At 46.6% G+C, this 17,819-nt stretch carries 16 protein-coding genes and 1 riboswitch; of the genes, 6 read left to right on the forward strand and 10 right to left on the reverse strand.

The window, feature by feature from the left end; genetic code table 11:
• Window positions 1-546: 546 nt before the first annotated feature.
• Window positions 547-2,721 carry a DNA helicase II gene (gene uvrD, locus ACVA54_RS18100; RefSeq protein ID WP_446649822.1) on the reverse strand — a complete coding sequence of 725 codons (2,175 nt, stop codon included), beginning with the start codon at window positions 2,719-2,721 and terminating at the stop codon, window positions 547-549.
• A 279-nt stretch (window positions 2,722-3,000) separates the two neighbouring features.
• Between uvrD and ACVA54_RS18105 the strand changes: the two genes are divergently transcribed.
• The 4 genes from ACVA54_RS18105 to ACVA54_RS18120 all read left to right on the forward strand — a co-directional run bounded on the left by ACVA54_RS18105 (window position 3,001) and on the right by ACVA54_RS18120 (window position 5,438).
• Window positions 3,001-3,261, forward strand: a complete 261-nt coding sequence (locus tag ACVA54_RS18105) for a BufA1 family periplasmic bufferin-type metallophore (protein WP_099081020.1) — start codon at window positions 3,001-3,003, stop codon at window positions 3,259-3,261.
• Window positions 3,262-3,344: 83 nt separating this feature from the next.
• Window positions 3,345-4,217: an MNIO family bufferin maturase gene (gene bufB, locus ACVA54_RS18110; RefSeq protein WP_099081021.1), complete on the forward strand. Its 873-nt coding sequence runs from the start codon at window positions 3,345-3,347 to the stop codon at window positions 4,215-4,217.
• Window positions 4,214-4,972, forward strand: coding sequence for an HvfC/BufC N-terminal domain-containing protein (locus ACVA54_RS18115; protein WP_099081022.1), 759 nt, complete (start codon window positions 4,214-4,216; stop codon window positions 4,970-4,972). Before bufB ends, ACVA54_RS18115 begins: the two co-directional genes overlap by 4 nt.
• Before the next feature lie 10 nt (window positions 4,973-4,982).
• On the forward strand, window positions 4,983-5,438 hold the full coding sequence (locus ACVA54_RS18120; RefSeq protein ID WP_119464727.1) for a DoxX family protein: 456 nt from the start codon (window positions 4,983-4,985) through the stop codon (window positions 5,436-5,438).
• Between the two features lie 30 nt (window positions 5,439-5,468).
• On the opposite strand, the gene tsrA is transcribed toward ACVA54_RS18120, so the two are convergent.
• Complete coding sequence (tsrA, locus tag ACVA54_RS18125; protein ID WP_099081024.1) at window positions 5,469-5,750, reverse strand: H-NS-like global regulator TsrA; 282 nt, start codon at window positions 5,748-5,750, stop codon at window positions 5,469-5,471.
• 91 nt (window positions 5,751-5,841) lie between these two features.
• A complete protein-coding gene (locus ACVA54_RS18130) occupies window positions 5,842-7,035 on the reverse strand; it encodes a multidrug effflux MFS transporter (RefSeq protein WP_216360622.1) in 1,194 nt (397 codons plus the stop codon).
• Between the two features lie 107 nt (window positions 7,036-7,142).
• Between ACVA54_RS18130 and ACVA54_RS18135 the strand changes: the two genes are divergently transcribed.
• Window positions 7,143-8,084, forward strand: coding sequence for a LysR substrate-binding domain-containing protein (locus ACVA54_RS18135; RefSeq protein ID WP_446644568.1), 942 nt, complete (start codon window positions 7,143-7,145; stop codon window positions 8,082-8,084).
• Window positions 8,085-8,287: 203 nt separating this feature from the next.
• Window positions 8,288-10,078: an aminopeptidase P family protein gene (locus ACVA54_RS18140; protein WP_446649823.1), complete on the forward strand. Its 1,791-nt coding sequence runs from the start codon at window positions 8,288-8,290 to the stop codon at window positions 10,076-10,078.
• A 106-nt stretch (window positions 10,079-10,184) separates the two neighbouring features.
• Here ACVA54_RS18140 and thiH read toward each other — a convergent pair whose 3' ends face one another.
• The 7 genes from thiH to crcB form a co-directional block, all read right to left on the reverse strand.
• Window positions 10,185-11,312 (reverse strand): 2-iminoacetate synthase ThiH, encoded by a 1,128-nt coding sequence (gene thiH, locus ACVA54_RS18145; protein WP_446649824.1) that lies wholly within the window; start codon window positions 11,310-11,312, stop codon window positions 10,185-10,187.
• A gap of 32 nt (window positions 11,313-11,344) precedes the next feature.
• Window positions 11,345-12,112, reverse strand: a complete 768-nt coding sequence (locus ACVA54_RS18150) for a thiazole synthase (RefSeq protein WP_099081027.1) — start codon at window positions 12,110-12,112, stop codon at window positions 11,345-11,347.
• A gap of 5 nt (window positions 12,113-12,117) precedes the next feature.
• Window positions 12,118-12,372, reverse strand: coding sequence for a sulfur carrier protein ThiS (thiS, locus tag ACVA54_RS18155; protein WP_446649825.1), 255 nt, complete (start codon window positions 12,370-12,372; stop codon window positions 12,118-12,120).
• 91 nt (window positions 12,373-12,463) lie between these two features.
• Window positions 12,464-13,237 (reverse strand): HesA/MoeB/ThiF family protein, encoded by a 774-nt coding sequence (locus tag ACVA54_RS18160; protein WP_446649826.1) that lies wholly within the window; start codon window positions 13,235-13,237, stop codon window positions 12,464-12,466.
• Entirely contained in the window at window positions 13,224-14,639 is a 1,416-nt protein-coding gene (locus tag ACVA54_RS18165; protein WP_446645167.1) for a thiamine phosphate synthase, read from the reverse strand. The genes ACVA54_RS18160 and ACVA54_RS18165 overlap by 14 nt, the downstream gene beginning before the upstream one ends.
• On the reverse strand, window positions 14,639-16,579 hold the full coding sequence (gene thiC, locus ACVA54_RS18170) for a phosphomethylpyrimidine synthase ThiC (protein WP_446649827.1): 1,941 nt from the start codon (window positions 16,577-16,579) through the stop codon (window positions 14,639-14,641). The genes ACVA54_RS18165 and thiC overlap by 1 nt, the downstream gene beginning before the upstream one ends.
• A 165-nt stretch (window positions 16,580-16,744) precedes the next feature.
• Window positions 16,745-16,843: riboswitch (TPP riboswitch) on the reverse strand.
• Window positions 16,844-16,904: 61 nt separating this feature from the next.
• Window positions 16,905-17,288 carry a fluoride efflux transporter CrcB gene (crcB, locus tag ACVA54_RS18175; protein WP_099081032.1) on the reverse strand — a complete coding sequence of 128 codons (384 nt, stop codon included), beginning with the start codon at window positions 17,286-17,288 and terminating at the stop codon, window positions 16,905-16,907.
• Window positions 17,289-17,819 lie beyond the last annotated feature (531 nt).

Consider the following 17,819-nt stretch of genomic DNA (forward strand, 5'->3'; position numbering starts at 1 on the left):
CCCTGTCGGAAGGATGCTGACACGGAACAGGAAACACCAAGGACTTGGTGAACTTCAGGAAGAAGAAACGATTATTCAGGATGAATGGTCGGGCATGGATTGCAAAATTGGACATTGAACGGAATCAATAGTGACTAGGATGGTTGCTACTAAGGATGGGAAATGGACACCTCTGGACGAGGCAAGGATTTGAACATCAGGATGATGTCAGGGACACCGCTCAGGGAACAAGTGATGAGAGCTAACGAGGATTGTTAGCAGACCAGGATAAGGTCAAGGACACCGCTAGGATGGCGACGTAAGGATTAAGCTGACGGATTCAGCACACTATCATGGATTAGATGCATGGAGCACTCTTAGTAGCCGGATTGCTGCGAGTAAGACTATAACCCCGATGGGCGCAAGCCCTCGGGGTTTTTCTTTACCTGAAATAGGATAAAGCCCACCTCAAACAACACTTTCCGACAACAAGTTTTATTGGCTTAAATAGTAAAAATAAAAAGAGCCGCCGAAGCAGCTCTTGAAACTATTGATTTTCGCAAAGCCTTACAGCTTCTCAAGTCGCGCATAAGCAGTCACTAACCACTTAATGCCTTCACCGTTAAAAGCGATCTGTACGCGACTTTGTGGACCACTGCCTTCAAAGTTGATGATAGTACCTTCTCCGAACTTCGGATGCATCACGCGAGAACCGAGCGTAAAGCCTGTTTCATTAAAGCTTTCTTTCACCACGGTTTGGCTAAAGCGACCGCTACTTGTTGGGCGACTGACCTGCGCCTTCATACGTACTTCATCCAAGCAGGTTTCTGGTAATTCACGAATAAAGCGAGATGGCTTGTGATACTTATCCTGACCATACAAACGGCGCATTTCCGCATAGGTGATGTAGAGCTTTTGCATTGCACGGGTCATGCCTACGTAGCACAAACGACGCTCTTCTTCTAAGCGCCCGGCTTCTTCCGCCGACATTTGGCTTGGGAACATGCCTTCTTCCACACCCACCATAAACACCAATGGGAACTCTAGACCTTTCGCACTGTGCAGCGTCATTAGCTGAACCGCATCCTCAAACTCGTCCGCTTGTCCTTCGCCCGCTTCTAATGCTGCGTGAGTAAGGAATGCCGTCAGCAGTGACATGTCTTCGGCTTCTTCTGGCTTCTCAAATTGACGCGTTGCGGTCACCAATTCCTCCAAGTTCTCAATACGCGCCTTAGACTTTTCACCCTTCTCTTGCTCGTACATCGTGAACAAGCCCGAGTATCTGATCACATGGTCAGTTTGGTGGTGTAGTGGCATCTCGATAGTGTCATCTTCCAGTGCAGTAATAAGCTCGATAAATCGGCTCAACGCACCAGCCGCACGCCCCGCGAGAACTTGCTCATCCAACATCGCCACACTCGCTTCCCACATAGTACAACCACGATCACGAGCGGCACGACGAATGGTTTCTAAGGTCTTATCACCTAAGCCACGCGTTGGTGTATTAACAACACGCTCAAACGCCGCATCATCATTACGATTCGCCATTAAGCGCATGTAGCTCAACGCATCTTTAATTTCCTGGCGTTCGAAGAATCGCATGCCGCCATAAATGCGGTAAGGTAAACCTGCTTGAAGCAACGCTTCTTCCAGAACACGTGACTGAGCGTTGTTACGGTAAAGCATGGCAGCATCACTCAGAACACCACCCTTGTCTTGCCACTCTTTGATCTTGTTAACCGCGAAACGCGCTTCATCCAATTCGTTGTAAGCACTGTAAACTGAGATCGGCTCACCGACGATGCCATCAGTCCAAAGCTCTTTACCCATTCGCTCGGTGTTATTAGCGATTAGCGCGTTCGATGCTTCCAAGATCGTCTTGGTAGAACGGTAATTTTGCTCAAGACGAATGGTGTTCACACTTGGGAATTCCAGCGTAAACTTCTCAATATTCTCGATTTTCGCGCCACGCCAACCATAAATCGACTGGTCATCATCACCGACAATCATCACATGGCACTCTGGACCCGCCATCATACGCAGCCAAGCGTATTGAATATTGTTGGTATCTTGGAACTCGTCAACCAAAATATGCTTAAAGCGCGCTTGGTAGTGTTCACGGACGAACTTGTTATCACGCAGTAGCTCATGTGCGCGCAACAAGATTTCCGCAAAGTCGACCAAACCCGCTCGGTCACACGCTTCTTGATATGCGGTGTACAGTTGTAGGTAAGTTTTCGTGACTGGATCGTGGTACGCATCGATGTGCGCTGGGCGCAAACCTTCATCCTTCTTGCTGTTAATCCACCACGCAACTTGGCGCGCAGGCCACTGCTTCTCATCGAGGTTTTGCGCTTTGATCAAACGCTTTAGTAGGCGTTGCTGGTCATCACTGTCGATGATTTGGAAATCTTCCGGCAGCTTGGCATCAAGATAGTGTGCACGCAGAATACGGTGACAAATGCCGTGGAACGTGCCATTCCACATACCACCGGCACTCCCCATCATAAGCTCTTCAATACGCCCACGCATCTCTGCTGCCGCTTTGTTGGTAAAGGTGACCGACATGATAGAGAACGGAGAAGCCTGCTCTACCGACATCAACCAAGCGATACGGTGCACAAGCACACGCGTTTTACCACTTCCCGCACCAGCAAGGATGAGCAAGTTTTCTAGAGGCGCTGCAACGGCTTCACGCTGTTTGTCGTTCAAACCGTCAAGTAATAGAGATGGATCCATCATGATGAGAGCTACTGGTTATTTATACATAAAAATAGATTATAACCTAAACAACTGGGTGCTGTTTAGACAAAACTTGATAAAAAGTTTGCGGCTTTTTTGCACTGAACATCAAGACCTTGTATGACATTCACTCAATATACCGTCCATTTCCTCCGTTTTTCTGAAAGTTTTTTAGTCAATTTCCTATCTTTTAAATTAAGTAAGCTGTTAACAAAACGCCAAAACAGGCGGTTCACCTTGCCAACTTAAAGTAAAGGAAATCATTCAGAGGAAATAACTATGAAAAAGTCAAATCTTGCTGTTACTGCTGCTGTTACTGGTTTACTCGCTCTAGGGGGCACGATGCTCACTTCGGCTCCTGCTGTCGCTGCTGAAAAAGAAAAATGCTACGGCGTTGCAAAAGCAGGTAAAAATGATTGCGCAACGAAAAGCAGCTCTTGTGCTGGTACCTCGAAAGAAGATAACCAAAAAGACGCATTCGTCGTCGTTCCTAAAGGGCTGTGCGACAAACTTGCTGGCGGTAGTACGACTTCTTCCTAATTTTTTATCGCCGCTGTTTCTGGATGCGTAGTCGCGGAGCCGCGCATCCTTACTTTCCCGTCCAATCTGAAAAGGAGTTTCACGTGAAACACCACATCTTCCATGAACTTGTTGGTGTCGGACTAAGAACCCCTCACCTCGATTATTTCAGCCAGAGCGCTCCTGGGTTGTCTTGGTTAGAAATCCACAGTGAAAACTACTTCCAACCCAATGCGGCAGAACGCTATCAGCTACAGAGTCTGCGCGAGAAGTATCAAGTCAGCTGTCACGGTATCGGCTTGTCACTTGGTTCAGTGGAACGTGTGAATAAAAAGCACCTTGCTCAACTCAAAGCGCTGATTGATTCAATCGTTCCGATTCTTGTTTCTGACCATTTAAGTTGGAGTGAAAACGGCGGTCACTACTTTAATGACCTACTCCCACTGCCCTACACGGAAGAAGCACTGAAGGTGTTCACTCGCAACGTGAATGAAGTGCAGGATTATTTGCAGCGCGAGATCTTGATAGAGAACCCATCTAGTTATGTGAAGTTTCAACATTCGACTATCAGCGAATGGGAGTTTCTTACCGAAGTACAAAAGCGCACTGACTGTCGTTTGTTGCTCGATTTAAACAATGTTTATGTTTCGGCGTTCAACCACGGTTTTGATTGCGACACCTACCTAGATGCGATGCCAGCCGACAAAGTGGATGAGATTCACTTGGCAGGTTTTACCATCAAACAACTCGACAAGGGTGAGATATGGATTGATACCCATAGCCGCCCAATCAGCGATGACGTTTGGCAATTGTTCGCGCAGTGGACAAAAAAACACGGTCCACGTCATGCGTTGATTGAATGGGATTTGGATATCCCCGCGCCAGAAGTCTTGCTCGGAGAAGCCCAGAAAGCATCGCAACTGCTGTTACAAGGCACACTTCCAAGTGAACAAAGCGAGCCAAGGAAGGCATCATGAATCTAGCCAATTTACAAAGCCAGTTTGCTAAAGCTCTGCACTATCAAGCACTCGGTGAAGATTGCGATATTGCCAGTGAAGAGTTTACGGCAGAGGAACGCATGCAGATTTACCGCAACAACTTCATTGTCAGTTTGAGTGAGGTTTTATCGGCAACCTATCCTATGGTGGAAGCATTGCTTGGTGAAGAGTGCTTTAAACAGATTGCGCGTCAACACGTACTCACTTCCCCATTAGAAGAAGGCAATGTGGTGCATTATGGCGAAGGCTTTCAGGACACCATCATGCAATTTAATCAGGTGATCGATCAGGCGCCCTACTGCCCAGAAGTCGCACGCTTCGAATGGTACATCGATCTCGCCCGACAAACCCTATTCGAAGAACCTCGCTCAGCTGAGATAAAACCACTTGCTTTGCTTGGTCAAGTAAGTGAAGAACTTCAACCCGCTTTGGTATTGCACCTGAAACAAGGTTGCCGAAGTTTTGCCTCCGATTATGCCGTGTTTGATTTGTTTTCTGCGATTCAAACTGGGCAATTTGAACAACTCAACATCAATCAATTACAACAAGGTGCTATCTCGATTCAAGCTAATGGAGAAGCCTTATGTCACGCACTCGATGCCGATCTCTTCCAACTGCTGCAATGTTTAGAGCAGAAGCTGAGTTTGAGCGTAATACCTAAAGTTTTACTCGCTCATCTCAATAGCATCATGGCACTCGATCTCGTTGACGGCTTTACATTGAAACCAATTTAAGGAGCACTCTATGACGGATACGGTTAAAAACTTAGTCAATCGGTATGACGATTTAATCAGTACCCTACAAGCAGGCTTTGTCCCTTTAATGCTGTTATTTTGCCGCTTTTGGGTAGCGTGGGTATTTTTCAATTCAGGACTGATCAAAATCACGTCTTGGGATAGCACGCTTTATCTGTTCGAGTTGGAATACCAAGTGCCATTGCTGCCATGGGAACTCGCCGCTTACTTAGGCACGGCTGCCGAACTGGTGCTACCTGCTTTCTTAGCGCTTGGCTTGATTACCCGTCCAATGGCTGCGATTTTGTTTGTGTTTAACATCATCGCCGTGATCTCTTACCCGCTGCTGTGGGAGAAAGGGTTTTATGACCACCAACTGTGGGGCTTGATGATACTTATCGTCATCGTCTGGGGACCCGGACCAATTTCACTCGACCAATGGTTGAGAAACAAGATCGCCAAATAAAAAAATCCCCGCGTCTGCGGGGGGGATTTTTTATTTGTTTAAGTAAGCCAGCAACTCTTCTGCTGAAATGCCTTTCTGGGCCAATTCTTTTGCCATCAGCTCAACTTGCTCGCCTTTACGCGATTCAATCACTTGCTGAAACTGATACACAAGGTCACGCAAGATTGGCAATGGAACTTGCTTTGCCGCACTACGAACACGCTCTGAGCTCTGATTACCCAGTTCATTTAGCAACTTGCCAAACATCACCTTCTCTGGTGATTCTTCCATTTGCTCTAAGATACGAGCCATTTCATAGGTGGTTAACGACATTACTTGCTGAGTTCCGTTGTGGTGTCGAGAAAAGTTTAAGCGACAAATATACACGCGTTAGTTACATTGGAAAATACTAAATTGAGCTGTTTTATGCATTCACCAACTTCGTATGCCAGTTCTTGCCTGCTTTCGTGAACAGAATCAGCAATGCTGGTAGCAACACCCACATATGAATCGCAATCAGTGTTTGTGGATCAAGTGATAGACGCTGTAGCGTACCGACCAACAAACCTGCACCACTCATCTGGAACAAGCCAAGTAGTGCTGCTGCGGTACCAGCCTTATCACCAAATGGCTCAAGTGCTTTACCTGCCGCCGCCCCCAAAATCCAAGCAAAACCGACAGAAGACATAAAGATGGGTAGCATGAAAGAGAATGCTGTATCGTATTCATGCATTACCATCATCACCACACCTGCAATGCCCAATATAGTGATACCCACAACAAGTGAATTATGTGTGCCCCAACGATCCATGAACTTAGGCGCTAACATACAAGCTGCAATGTTAAACGCCGCGTTGAGACCAAACCAAAACGTGAATTCATTCATCGACAAGCCCATGCCCGTCATCAACACCACCGGTGCAGATGTGACGTAAGCAAGAATCACAGCCATCGCCATCAAACACAGTGATGCATGGAAGATGAATGATGGTGTGCTCAATACTGTCCAGTAGCGGCTCAGTTTAAATACCGCCTGCTTTTCTGTTGCAGGATTGGTTTCCTTCATGCCGAAGAACATCATCGCACCCGCAATCACAGCAAAACCGGCCATAAAGCTGAAGTTTGCACGCCAATCAAATTGCTGGGTTAACCAGCTACCAAGAATCGGTGCCAATGCCGGGATAAAGCAGATCGCCCCGTTAAGATAGCTGATCATTTTTCCGCATTTTTCCGGACCGAAGATGTCGCGAACGGTTGCAAAGGCTGCTACAGATGTTGCACATGCACCTAAGCCTTGTAGCAAACGAGCCGTCAACATCCACTCAATATTTTGAGCACTCCACGCCAATACAGCGCTCAATGCGTAGATGGTGATGCCGCCCAATGCAACGGTTCGACGTCCGAGTTTATCTGCCAAGGGGCCTGCGAATAGCTGGCCAACGCCCATAGCAAATAGGAACCAAGTAATGGTGTCTTGTGCTAGTGCATTTTCTACCTGAAAAGTGGACGCGATAAGGGGTAAAGCAGGCAGATAAATATCAATCGCAAGCGGACTGAACAGAACTAACATGGTCAATAGCGCCATCTGTTTTTTGCTATTAGTAATATGGCTAGACACAAAACACTCCAAATTGAACAAGAACTTTTGCGCAAAGCTTAATCATCTGATGATATGAATGGAAATGATGTATAATCATGACCATTATTCCAATAGGGAAAATCACTGTGAACGTAGAAAAACTGGCGCGCATCGACCTTAACTTACTGGTCTGTTTTAAGGTGCTGATTGAAGAGTTGAATGTCACTCGCGCCGCCCACCGACTGTGCTTGAGCCAGTCGGCGGTGAGTAAATCCTTAGCCAAATTACGTACCCAATTTGATGATCCTCTATTCACTCGAAACTCACATGGATTGACGCCAACGCCGCGCGCATTGTTCCTCAAACCGAAACTGGATCTGTTGATAAACCAACTTGAGGTGCTGACTCAACCCGAAGAGTTCGCTCCACAGAGTAGTGAATACCGTTTCCAAATCGCCGCAGTAGAGAGTGTTTACCCATTAATCCTGCCCCACTTCTTGCCGGCGATATTCCAGCAAGCGCCGGGCGTAACCATCAGTACCCACTCATGGTCAGAACAGACGTTTAAGATGATTCAACGTGGTGAAATTGATTTAGGCATGACAGGTCGAGACATCGACATCAACGATGCCAAACTGACTATGCTGCCGCCAGACGACATTTGCGAGCAGGAAATCTATCGCGACCACCAGATGTGTATCGTGCGTAAAGACCACCCTGCTTTGCGTGGTAATTGGAACTTGGAAGCTTACCTAACACTGCGTCATGTTCAAGTACGTTGCGATGGCAATGACCGTTGGTTGCTCGACTATCGTTTAGCCGACATTGGTCGCGAACGTGATATCGCGGTAACTGTACCGGACTTTAACAGCGCCGCGAGTTTGTGCTCTTACACCGATTTTGTGTTTACCGCGCCAAGCCACTTTGTGAAACTGGCAGCCAAGCAACACGACATGGCATTGCTGCCACTGCCACTCGAATTCCCGCCCATGGCATACACTTTGTTCTGGCACCGAGACAGAGAAAATGACCCAGCTTTAACTTGGCTACGTACCATGATCACGCAAAAAACCGATCATCTTAGATAAAAATCCCGGACGCGATTTGCGCTCTTGCGATAAAATGAGTAGCTTAACAGTCGATAGTCCTTTTTGGCTCATCTATGGCCTGTTGTACTGCGACTCTATTGAGGTGATTGCGAACCTCAATGGAATCGTAAACTGCATGAAGCAGATGGAAACAGCTCCCACACCTGAGCATGAAGGAGCGGTAATTTGAAGGAATAACACAGATGCACAACGATACCCAAAGCCGCGTGAATGCAGTTCGCGAGTGGCTAGCACAACATAATATTGATGCCCTACTAGTCCCACATGAAGACGAGTACTTGGGCGAATACGTACCAGCGCACAACGAGCGTTTACATTGGCTAACTGGTTTTACCGGTTCTGCTGGTGCTGCGGTAATCACCAAAGACAAAGCCGCTATCTTTGTTGATGGTCGCTACACGGTACAAGTAACAAAGCAGGTTCCTGCTGATCTATTCGAATACCGCCACCTGATTGAAGAGCCTGCGTTAGATTGGATTAAAGACCATCTTACAAATGGCGCATCTGTGGCAATCGACCCTCGCATGCACAACTCTGCTTGGCTAGACATGGCACAGGCAAAACTTGCAGGCGCACTTGAGCTTAAGATTCTCGACAGCAACCCAATTGATGAGCTGTGGCACGATCGTCCTGCTCCTGTGGTTTCTGATGTTCGTTTAATGGCAACAGAAGCAGTTGGCCAATCCAGTGAAAGCAAACGCCAAGAAATCGCAGAGCTCGTGAAAAAAACCGGCGCAGACAGCGCAGTGATCACAGCGCTAGATTCTATCTGTTGGTTGCTCAACGTTCGTGGTCTTGATGTATCACGTCTACCGGTTCTGCTTTCTCACGCGATTCTGCACTCAGATTCAAGCGTGGAATACTTCCTAGACCCAGCTCGTCTACCTACTGAGTTTGACGCTCACGTTGGTGCGGGTGTGACCGTTCATCACCCAGAAGCATTGCAAGCACGACTAGAAACCCTAACTGGCAAGAATGTACTGGTTGACCCTGCGACAAGTAACGCATGGTTTAAGTTGGTTCTACAAAATGCTGGTGCATCAGTGGTGAGTAAAGCTGATCCATGCCTAATGCCAAAAGCGGCGAAGAACGCGGTTGAAATCGCAGGCATGAAAGCATGTCATATCCGTGATGGCGTGGCGATGAGCAAGTTTCTATCTTGGTTAGATGCAGAAGTCGTTGCTGGTAAGCTGCACGATGAAGCGACACTGGCTGACAAACTGGAAGCGTTCCGTAGCGAAGATCCGACACTTATGGACCTTAGCTTCGATACCATTTCAGCAGCGGGCGGCAACGCGGCGATGTGTCACTACAACCACGAAAACCAACCTGAACCTGGCAAGCTAGAACTGAACACACTTTACCTAGTGGATTCAGGTGGTCAGTATCTAGATGGCACTACAGACATCACGCGTACTATTGCGATCGGTCTGCCATCACAAGAGATGATTAAACAATTCACTCTCGCACTAAAAGGTCACATTGGCGTTGCTCGTGCACGTTTCCCGAAAGGCACTCGTGGTTACCAAATTGATACGCTAGCTCGTCAGCACCTATGGGCGGAAGGCTACGATTACGATCACGGTACTGGCCACGGTGTTGGTCACTTCCTAAGTGTTCATGAAGGTCCTGCGAGCATTTCGAAGAAGCAAATCGACGTGCCGATAACAGAAGGTATGGTGCTATCCAACGAGCCAGGTTACTACCGTGCAGATGCATTTGGCATCCGTATTGAAAACCTAGAGCTTGTTGTAGAAACACCCACTAACGGTGACTTCCCTGTCCTGTCATTTGAGTCGCTAACACGCTGCCCAATCGACAAGCGCAACATCAACGTTGATATGCTAACTCGTCCGGAGCTTGCTTGGCTGAATGATTACCATCAGAAAGTGTGGGATGAGATCAGCCCACTTGTTGAAGGTGATGTGAAAAAGTGGCTTCGTCAAGCAACGCTACCTATAGCGCACAGCTAGAAGCTAGAAGCTAGAAAAGTAGAGGGTTGATGTTTTGCATCAACCCTCTACTTTTTGCTTATGTTTCACGTGAAACATAACGATGACCAGTGACTTTACTTGTGACTTAACCAGAATACGCCGAGTGCCAGTCTCGCCATACTGGGTCAAAGCCTTTGGCTCGAATCATATCTTCTACTGAGCCAGCGCTGCGCTCATCACTGATCTCAAACTGCTCGAGTTCAACATCTTCCATCGCATAACCTCCCGGCTGAGTTTTCGATGCGGCAGACATACTGGTGATACCCAAAGGAAAAGCATTGTCCCTAAACTTGGGTGACTCACGAGTCGATAGTGACAACTCCACTTCTGGATTCAATAAACGATAAGCACAAATCAGCTGAACAAGCTGCTTGTCCGTCATTATTGACTTTGGCTGCTTTCCGTTTAAAGAATGGGCACCTTCACAAGGACGCAAACGCGGGAATGAAATCGAGTAACGAGTTTGCCAATACGTGCCCTCAAGATAGTCCAAGTGCGCTGCCACATAAAAGCAATCTGTACGCCACTCTTCCAATCCTATCAGAGCACCAATACCGATCTTGTCGATACCCGCTTTTGCAAGACGATCAGGTGTATCCAATCGGTATTCGAAGTCCATCTTATTGCCTCGCAAATGATGCTCAGCATAGGTCGAAGGATGATACGTTTCTTGATAGACCATCACCGCATCCAAACCCAATGTCTTGAGCTCTGCGTACTCATCTTGACCAAGTGGCTGCACTTCCATCGCCAAATAATTAAAGCGTTGCTTAATCATCGGCACCATTTCGCGGAAGTATTTCATACCCACTTTGGTCTCGTGTTCACCAGTCACAATTAATACACTATCGAACTTCATTCGTTTAATGGCTTCGACTTCTGCAGCCACTTCGTCCCTATTCAAGGTGCGACGCTTAATTCTGTTCTCCATCGAGAAACCACAATAAGTACAAGCATTGGCGCACAAGTTAGAAAGGTACAATGGGATATAAAGCGACATGGTATTACCAAAACGCTTGCGAGTTGCTGAGTATGACAGCTGCGCCATTTGCTCTAAGTACGCTTCAGCCGCTGGTGAAATTAGCGCTTTAAAGTCTTCCAAATCACGCTTGGGTTTATTCAATGCTCGCTCAACATCTTGTGCGGTTTTGGCGTAAATCGACATCGAAATGTCATCCCAATTGAGCAGCTTAAATTGTTCAACGAAGCTCATGTTTCCCTCACTTAATAGCTACACATCTAAGACTAAAGCTCATCTAGAAATGACGTCAGTGGACTCGACGCAACCGCATGAGAAACCTTACCAGCAAGACCAGCTTCATAAGCCATACGTCCCGACTCCACCGCCAACTTAAATGCCTTCGCCATCGCAACGGGATCGCTCGAAGCTGAAATCGCGGTATTGACGAGCACGGCATCTGCGCCCATTTCCATCGCACGCGCAGCATGTGATGGCGCACCGATACCCGCATCTACAACCACTGGAACGTTGGCTTGATCGATGATGATCTCTAGGAAGTCGTGAGAAACAATCCCCTTGTTGGAACCGATCGGTGCACCTAAAGGCATTACCGCTGCACAACCCACTTCTTCCAATCGTTTACACAGAACCGGGTCAGCATGACAGTAAGGAAGCACAATAAACCCTTCACGTACTAGTTGCTCAGCAGCCGTAAGTGTTTCAATTGGATCTGGCATTAAGTACTTCGGGTCTGGGTGAATCTCCAGTTTTAGCCAGTTGGTATCCAACGCTTCTCGCGCCAGTTGAGCAGCAAACACTGCATCTTTAGCATTCTTTGCACCCGAGGTGTTCGGCAATAAGTTCACACCCGCTTGTTTTAACGGCAGCAAAATATCGTCTTGTAGGTCGTTCACATCCACACGCTTCAGCGCCATGGTCGCAAGTTGAGAGCCCGACACTTGAATCGCTTTTGCCATTAATCGGCCGTTGGCAAACTTCCCTGTTCCTGTGAACAGTCTAGATTCGAATTCTTTATCACCAATTTTAAGCATCGACGTTAACCTCCTGCGATCGCTTGAAACAAAGAGATGCTATCTCCCTGTGAAAGAACGGTGCTAGCCCACTCACTGCGCGGCACAACGTTGTTATTAATTGCAAAAACGCAGCCCATTTCTGGCAGCTCAAATTGACTAATGATTTGTTGTAAATTCGACTCACTGGCAACTTGATGTGACTGATCATTGATGACAATGGTGATCACATCTAAGTCAGCAGCGGTCATTTGTGTTGTTTGTTGTTCTGATAACGTCATTACTTCCAACTCTCATAATTACGACCATGACTTCTAGCTGTTTATCACTAATAAATAGCCAGTTTGAAATCTTGCTCAGTTAGCTCGTAAGCTAAACTTGAGCACACACTTGGCACTGTTTATCTTTGCTTATCGCCATGGTTTTCCATTGCATTTTCAATCCATCAAACAGGTGTAACTTGGCAGTCTCGACATGAAACTTTCCCGTCGCCAGTTTTTGAATTGCCGCAAGCGCTTGGTAATTACCAAGTGTGCCGACCACCGGACCGACGACACCGCTCTCACTGCACTTTTGCGTTTGTGGTAATTCATCGAACGGATATAAACAGCGGTAACAGGCTTTGCTTTCTACTTCTTGTTCACTTGGTGTTTGATAATCAAAGACGGCGAACTGCCCCTGCCAACCAATTGCCGCCGCTGAGATGAGTGGCGTGTTTTGTTCAAAACAGACTTGGTTAATTAGCTGACGGGTTGGCATATTGTCGGTGCAGTCCAGCACCACATCCGCCAACATCACCTCAAGCTGCAGCTGTGCTGTGTCTAATCGCTTATTGAGAGCGCGTACTTGGATCATCGAATTAAGATCAGTGAGCTGCTTTACGGTTGCTTCTGTTTTCGCAACTTGGAGGTCTTGTTCACGATAAATGATCTGACGTTGTAGGTTACTGCTATCAACCTCATCATCATCAACCACAACCAATTTACCGATGCCCGCCGATGCCAAGTACAAACTCGCTGCACTGCCTAACCCACCACAACCGATGACCAGCACATGCGATTTTCTCATGCGCTCTTGCCCAACTTCGGCAATTTCAGGCAAAGCAACTTGGCGTTGATAACGAAGGAACTGCTTATGCGTAAGCATGTTCATCCCTCTTAACATCCACCACCTCGCTTTTCTGGTCAGCAAACGTTAGCTGTCTTTCCTTCATCAGTTGTGCAAAAAATTCAATGACGGACTGAGGTGACTCTGCCAACGTAATAGCACGCACGACTGCCAAACTAGAGACGCCCGTTTGCCAAACTTGGTCAGCATTAAATTGGTCAATGCCACCAATCGCGACCGTCGGAAAACCGAGCTCGTCGACACTTACTGCTTTGTCTTTTGAAGGACGGAAAGTCGGCTCTGTATTTGTATAAGGAATGCTATCAATCAGCTTTTGATACCGTGCCAAGAGCACCAAACCCTGTGGTTTCGATGGCATCTGTTTTGTGGTGGTTGGGAAGATATGCCCTAACGCAATGTAACTAGGGTGAATTTGTACGATGCGCAGTAGCTCATAATAACCATGAGTAGAAAGACCAAGACGAATGCCGGCTTTAGTTAGCTGAGCCAAATTCGATTCTTCTATGTCTTCCTGCCCTAGATGAACGCCATAAGCGCCATGCTTGATTGCCAGCTGCCAATAGTCATTGATAAACACTTGTGCTTGATACTGACGACCTAGCTCAATTGCTCGAATGATCTGTTGTTCTAAATCGACTTGTTGTGGGTTCTTGATTCGTAGTTGAATCGTGTTGATGCCTAAAGGCAGTAAACGCTCAATCCAAGCAACATCATCAACTACTGGATAAAGCCCTAGACTTTGCTTGGTTAGCGTTGGAAAGCTAACGCTCTCTCCTTGTGCAGACCAACCAACTTGAATATCGAGTCGGTTATCTTCCAGTACAGGTGTGGGGAAATCATCAAATTGGTCAGCCCACTGAGTAGATCGGCCCTCGTCAAGGTTGTCATTCAATAGTGTTTCACGTGAAACATTCGCTTGTTGCGTTGTCATTGCTCGAGCAAGTGTTAATGCATCTTCAATAGGAAAATCGAGTACTGTCAGCGTTACTATCCAAGCAAGGTGATGCTCAGGAGCAAATGCTGTGTTGAGCTTGGACTTAACGGTAAGCGCTCTCACTTCATCGTTAATTGGGTGACGCCAGATATCAAGCTGAAGCACTTCATGCTTTTCACCGGAAACCTGACGATCAGCAATACCAATATAAATCGCTTTTGACGGTTGCTTTGCGCACGCTTCTACCGATAAAGCAGAACGATAATAAAGCACAAATGAACACTTAGGCTCAGAGTCATAACCATCAATGAGATCAGTCGTTATGTGTGTGGTCTGTTGGTCGCGAACAAGCTGAATAGATTGAGCTGGGCTCACACCCAACTCAATGTCTACAATGCTAAACCCCTGTTCTTTTGCCACCAACAAACATTGCTGAACTGAACCCGTCAGATCAATCAATGATGACGGAATAAGGATTTGGCTCATTAGTCACTTACCTCGGCATGTGCTGCTGGGTGGTACAACTCAGATCCTGTATCTCTAAATTCTTGCGATTTTTGACGCATGCCCTCGAGAGGGTCATCAAGCATTTTGATCGAGATAGCTTGGTCCGCAGCAACTTGCTCAATATCTTTCGCGTACTCACGTACCTCTTGGGAAATCTTCATGGAGCAGAACTTTGGTCCACACATCGAACAAAAGTGAGCAACTTTGCCAGACTCTTGAGGTAAGGTTTCATCATGGAAAGCACGCGCGGTATCTGGGTCGAGTGACAAGTTGAATTGGTCTTCCCACCGGAACTCGAAGCGAGCCTTAGACAGCGCGTTATCACGTACTTGAGCGCCAGGGTGTCCCTTCGCTAAGTCAGCGGCGTGCGCAGCAAGCTTGTAAGTGATCATGCCAACCTTCACGTCTTCTTTGTTTGGTAAGCCGAGATGCTCTTTAGGTGTTACGTAGCAAAGCATCGCACAGCCATACCAACCAATCATGGCCGCGCCAATACCTGAAGTAATATGATCGTAACCAGGAGCGACGTCTGTCGTCAGTGGACCAAGCGTGTAGAACGGTGCTTCATGACAGTGCTCTAGCTGCTCTTCCATGTTCTCTTTGATCATATGCATTGGAACATGACCAGGACCTTCGATAATCACCTGAACGTCGTATTCCCACGCAATCTTGGTTAACTCACCAAGGGTACGAAGCTCAGCAAATTGCGCTTCATCGTTAGCATCGACAACCGAACCAGGGCGTAGGCCATCACCGAGAGAGAGTGCCACATCATACTTAGCACAAATTTCACAGATCTCACGGAAGTGGGTGTATAAGAAGCTTTCTTGGTGATGTGCTAAACACCATTTCGCGATGATAGAACCGCCACGAGAAACAATGCCAGTAACGCGTTTTGCTGTCATTGGTACATAGCGAAGTAGTAAGCCGGCATGGATAGTGAAGTAATCCACACCCTGCTCTGCTTGTTCAATCAGAGTATCGCGCATCACTTCCCAGTTAAGGTTTTCCGCAACACCATTTACTTTCTCAAGGGCTTGGTACATGGGTACAGTACCAATCGGAACCGGACTGTTACGTAGAATCCACTCACGAGTTTCGTGAATATTACGTCCAGTAGAGAGATCCATTACCGTATCCCCGCCCCAGCGCGTTGCCCATACTAACTTCTCTACTTCTTCTTCAATCGAAGAAGTGACCGATGAGTTACCGATGTTGGCGTTCACTTTGACCAAAAAGTTACGCCCAATGATCATTGGTTCGGATTCTGGGTGGTTGATATTAGAAGGGATAATCGCGCGACCTTCGGCGACTTCTTTATGCACAAACTCGGCGGTAATGTCTTTTGGAAGATTCGCTCCGAAGCTTTGACCCGGATGTTGTTGATTCAGCACTTCATCGCGGTATTGAGCACGCCCCATATTTTCACGTAGCGCGATGTATTCCATTTCTGGGGTAATAATGCCTTTGCGAGCATAGTGTAACTGAGTCACACACTGCCCACCTTTAGCACGTCGAATACGTGGTAGATTACCGTAACGAAGATCGTCTAGCGTTTCATCTTCTAAGCGCTCTTTGGTGTATACCGAGCTTACTTCATCGAGTAGTTCAGTATCAGCGCGCTCTTCAATCCACCCTTCTCGCAGCTTAGGTAAGCCGTTGTAGAGGTCTATGGTGTATTCTGGATCTGTGTATACACCTGAGGTATCGTAAACGCGTACTGGCTCATTAGGCTCGAAAATAGGCGCTTCTTTTGTGCCTCCAATAAGGCTATCAGCGAGTGATATTTCACGCATTGGCACACGAATATCGGGACGTGAACCATCTACGTAGACTTTGCTTGAATTTGGGTACGGTTGTACCGAGAGTGTATCAATGAACTGTTTTGCTTCCAGTCTCGCTTGCTTGCGACTCGACATAGCATTTTTCCTTGCTTTGTTATGCTTAGATAAAAAGTATTGGGATAAAAATGCTTGGCGGATAGATGCGACAAGAGGAATCGAATTAAGGACAGGTTGAGCGGGTGCTCTTCGTCTATAACAACATTCGACTATTTGATAGGTCGACCAGATAGAACTCTGGTGTAGATATCTTCTCTTGTTCCCTTCGCAGATTCTAATCTGATCAGGTTCAACGGATCCCGAATTAACGGTCTCAGCCTTATGGCACTCCGACAAGTGAAATCAGTATATAAAAACGGCTTGGTTAAACCAAGCCGACCTGATTAAAATTTGAGTATTTTTGCTAACTACGCATCAATAATTGGAACCCAATCCATGCAGCTGAAATGCTTAACACGACATTCAACAGTATGTTCAATCCCATTTTAAAGAAGGCACCCTGCTGCATAAGCAACACGTTATCCATCGAGAAGGTAGAAAAAGTGGTTAATGCACCCAAAAAACCAAGACCGATAATTTGGCGCCACGGATCAGTTGTTATCAGTTCAGTTTCAAACGCAGCGATCAAAAGGCCTATGATGAAAGAGCCAACGACGTTTACCGTTAACGTACCGTAAGGAAAACCACGCCCCAGTAGCATTACACAAAGTTCAGAAATTAAGTAACGAGTACACGCACCAAATGCGCCACCTAATGCAATAAAGCCCAAAATGGATAGTTGTCCCATAATGCCCCCAGAAAAGTTGATGGCGATATTGTAATCAAATTTATAATAATAGTGATTATAAAGTCTTAGAATTCAGCGAAAACAACATCCAACAGTTACACGTATTTAAAAAGTTACAGGTATCACTTAGTACAAATAAGCAGCACCACTAAAAATACGACTAATGGTTATTTATAAATACAATGAAAGGGAGCTAGGAAGACAAAAAGAGGAAATAAACCCGAACAATTAATCTTCGAGGTTATACCAATCGTAGTAAATAACCGATCATTCTAGCTTGTTATAACGCTCGATAACTTCGTTTAAAATTTTAATTGTGGAATAACTACTTATCGAAAATTTTAGCGTTTTTCCTGAGCTAACTCTGATTACTTACTGTGATTAGTATTACCTTTAGCATTAAGCTTTTTTGTATTAATTCAAATCTTACACATACGAAAAAGCCCTAGCATTGCTGCTAGGGCTTTGTCTGAATAAATGGCGGAGCGGACGGGACTCGAACCCGCGACCCCCGGCGTGACAGGCCGGTAT

The sequence above is a fragment of the Vibrio sp. PNB23_22_6 genome, assembly GCF_052877535.1.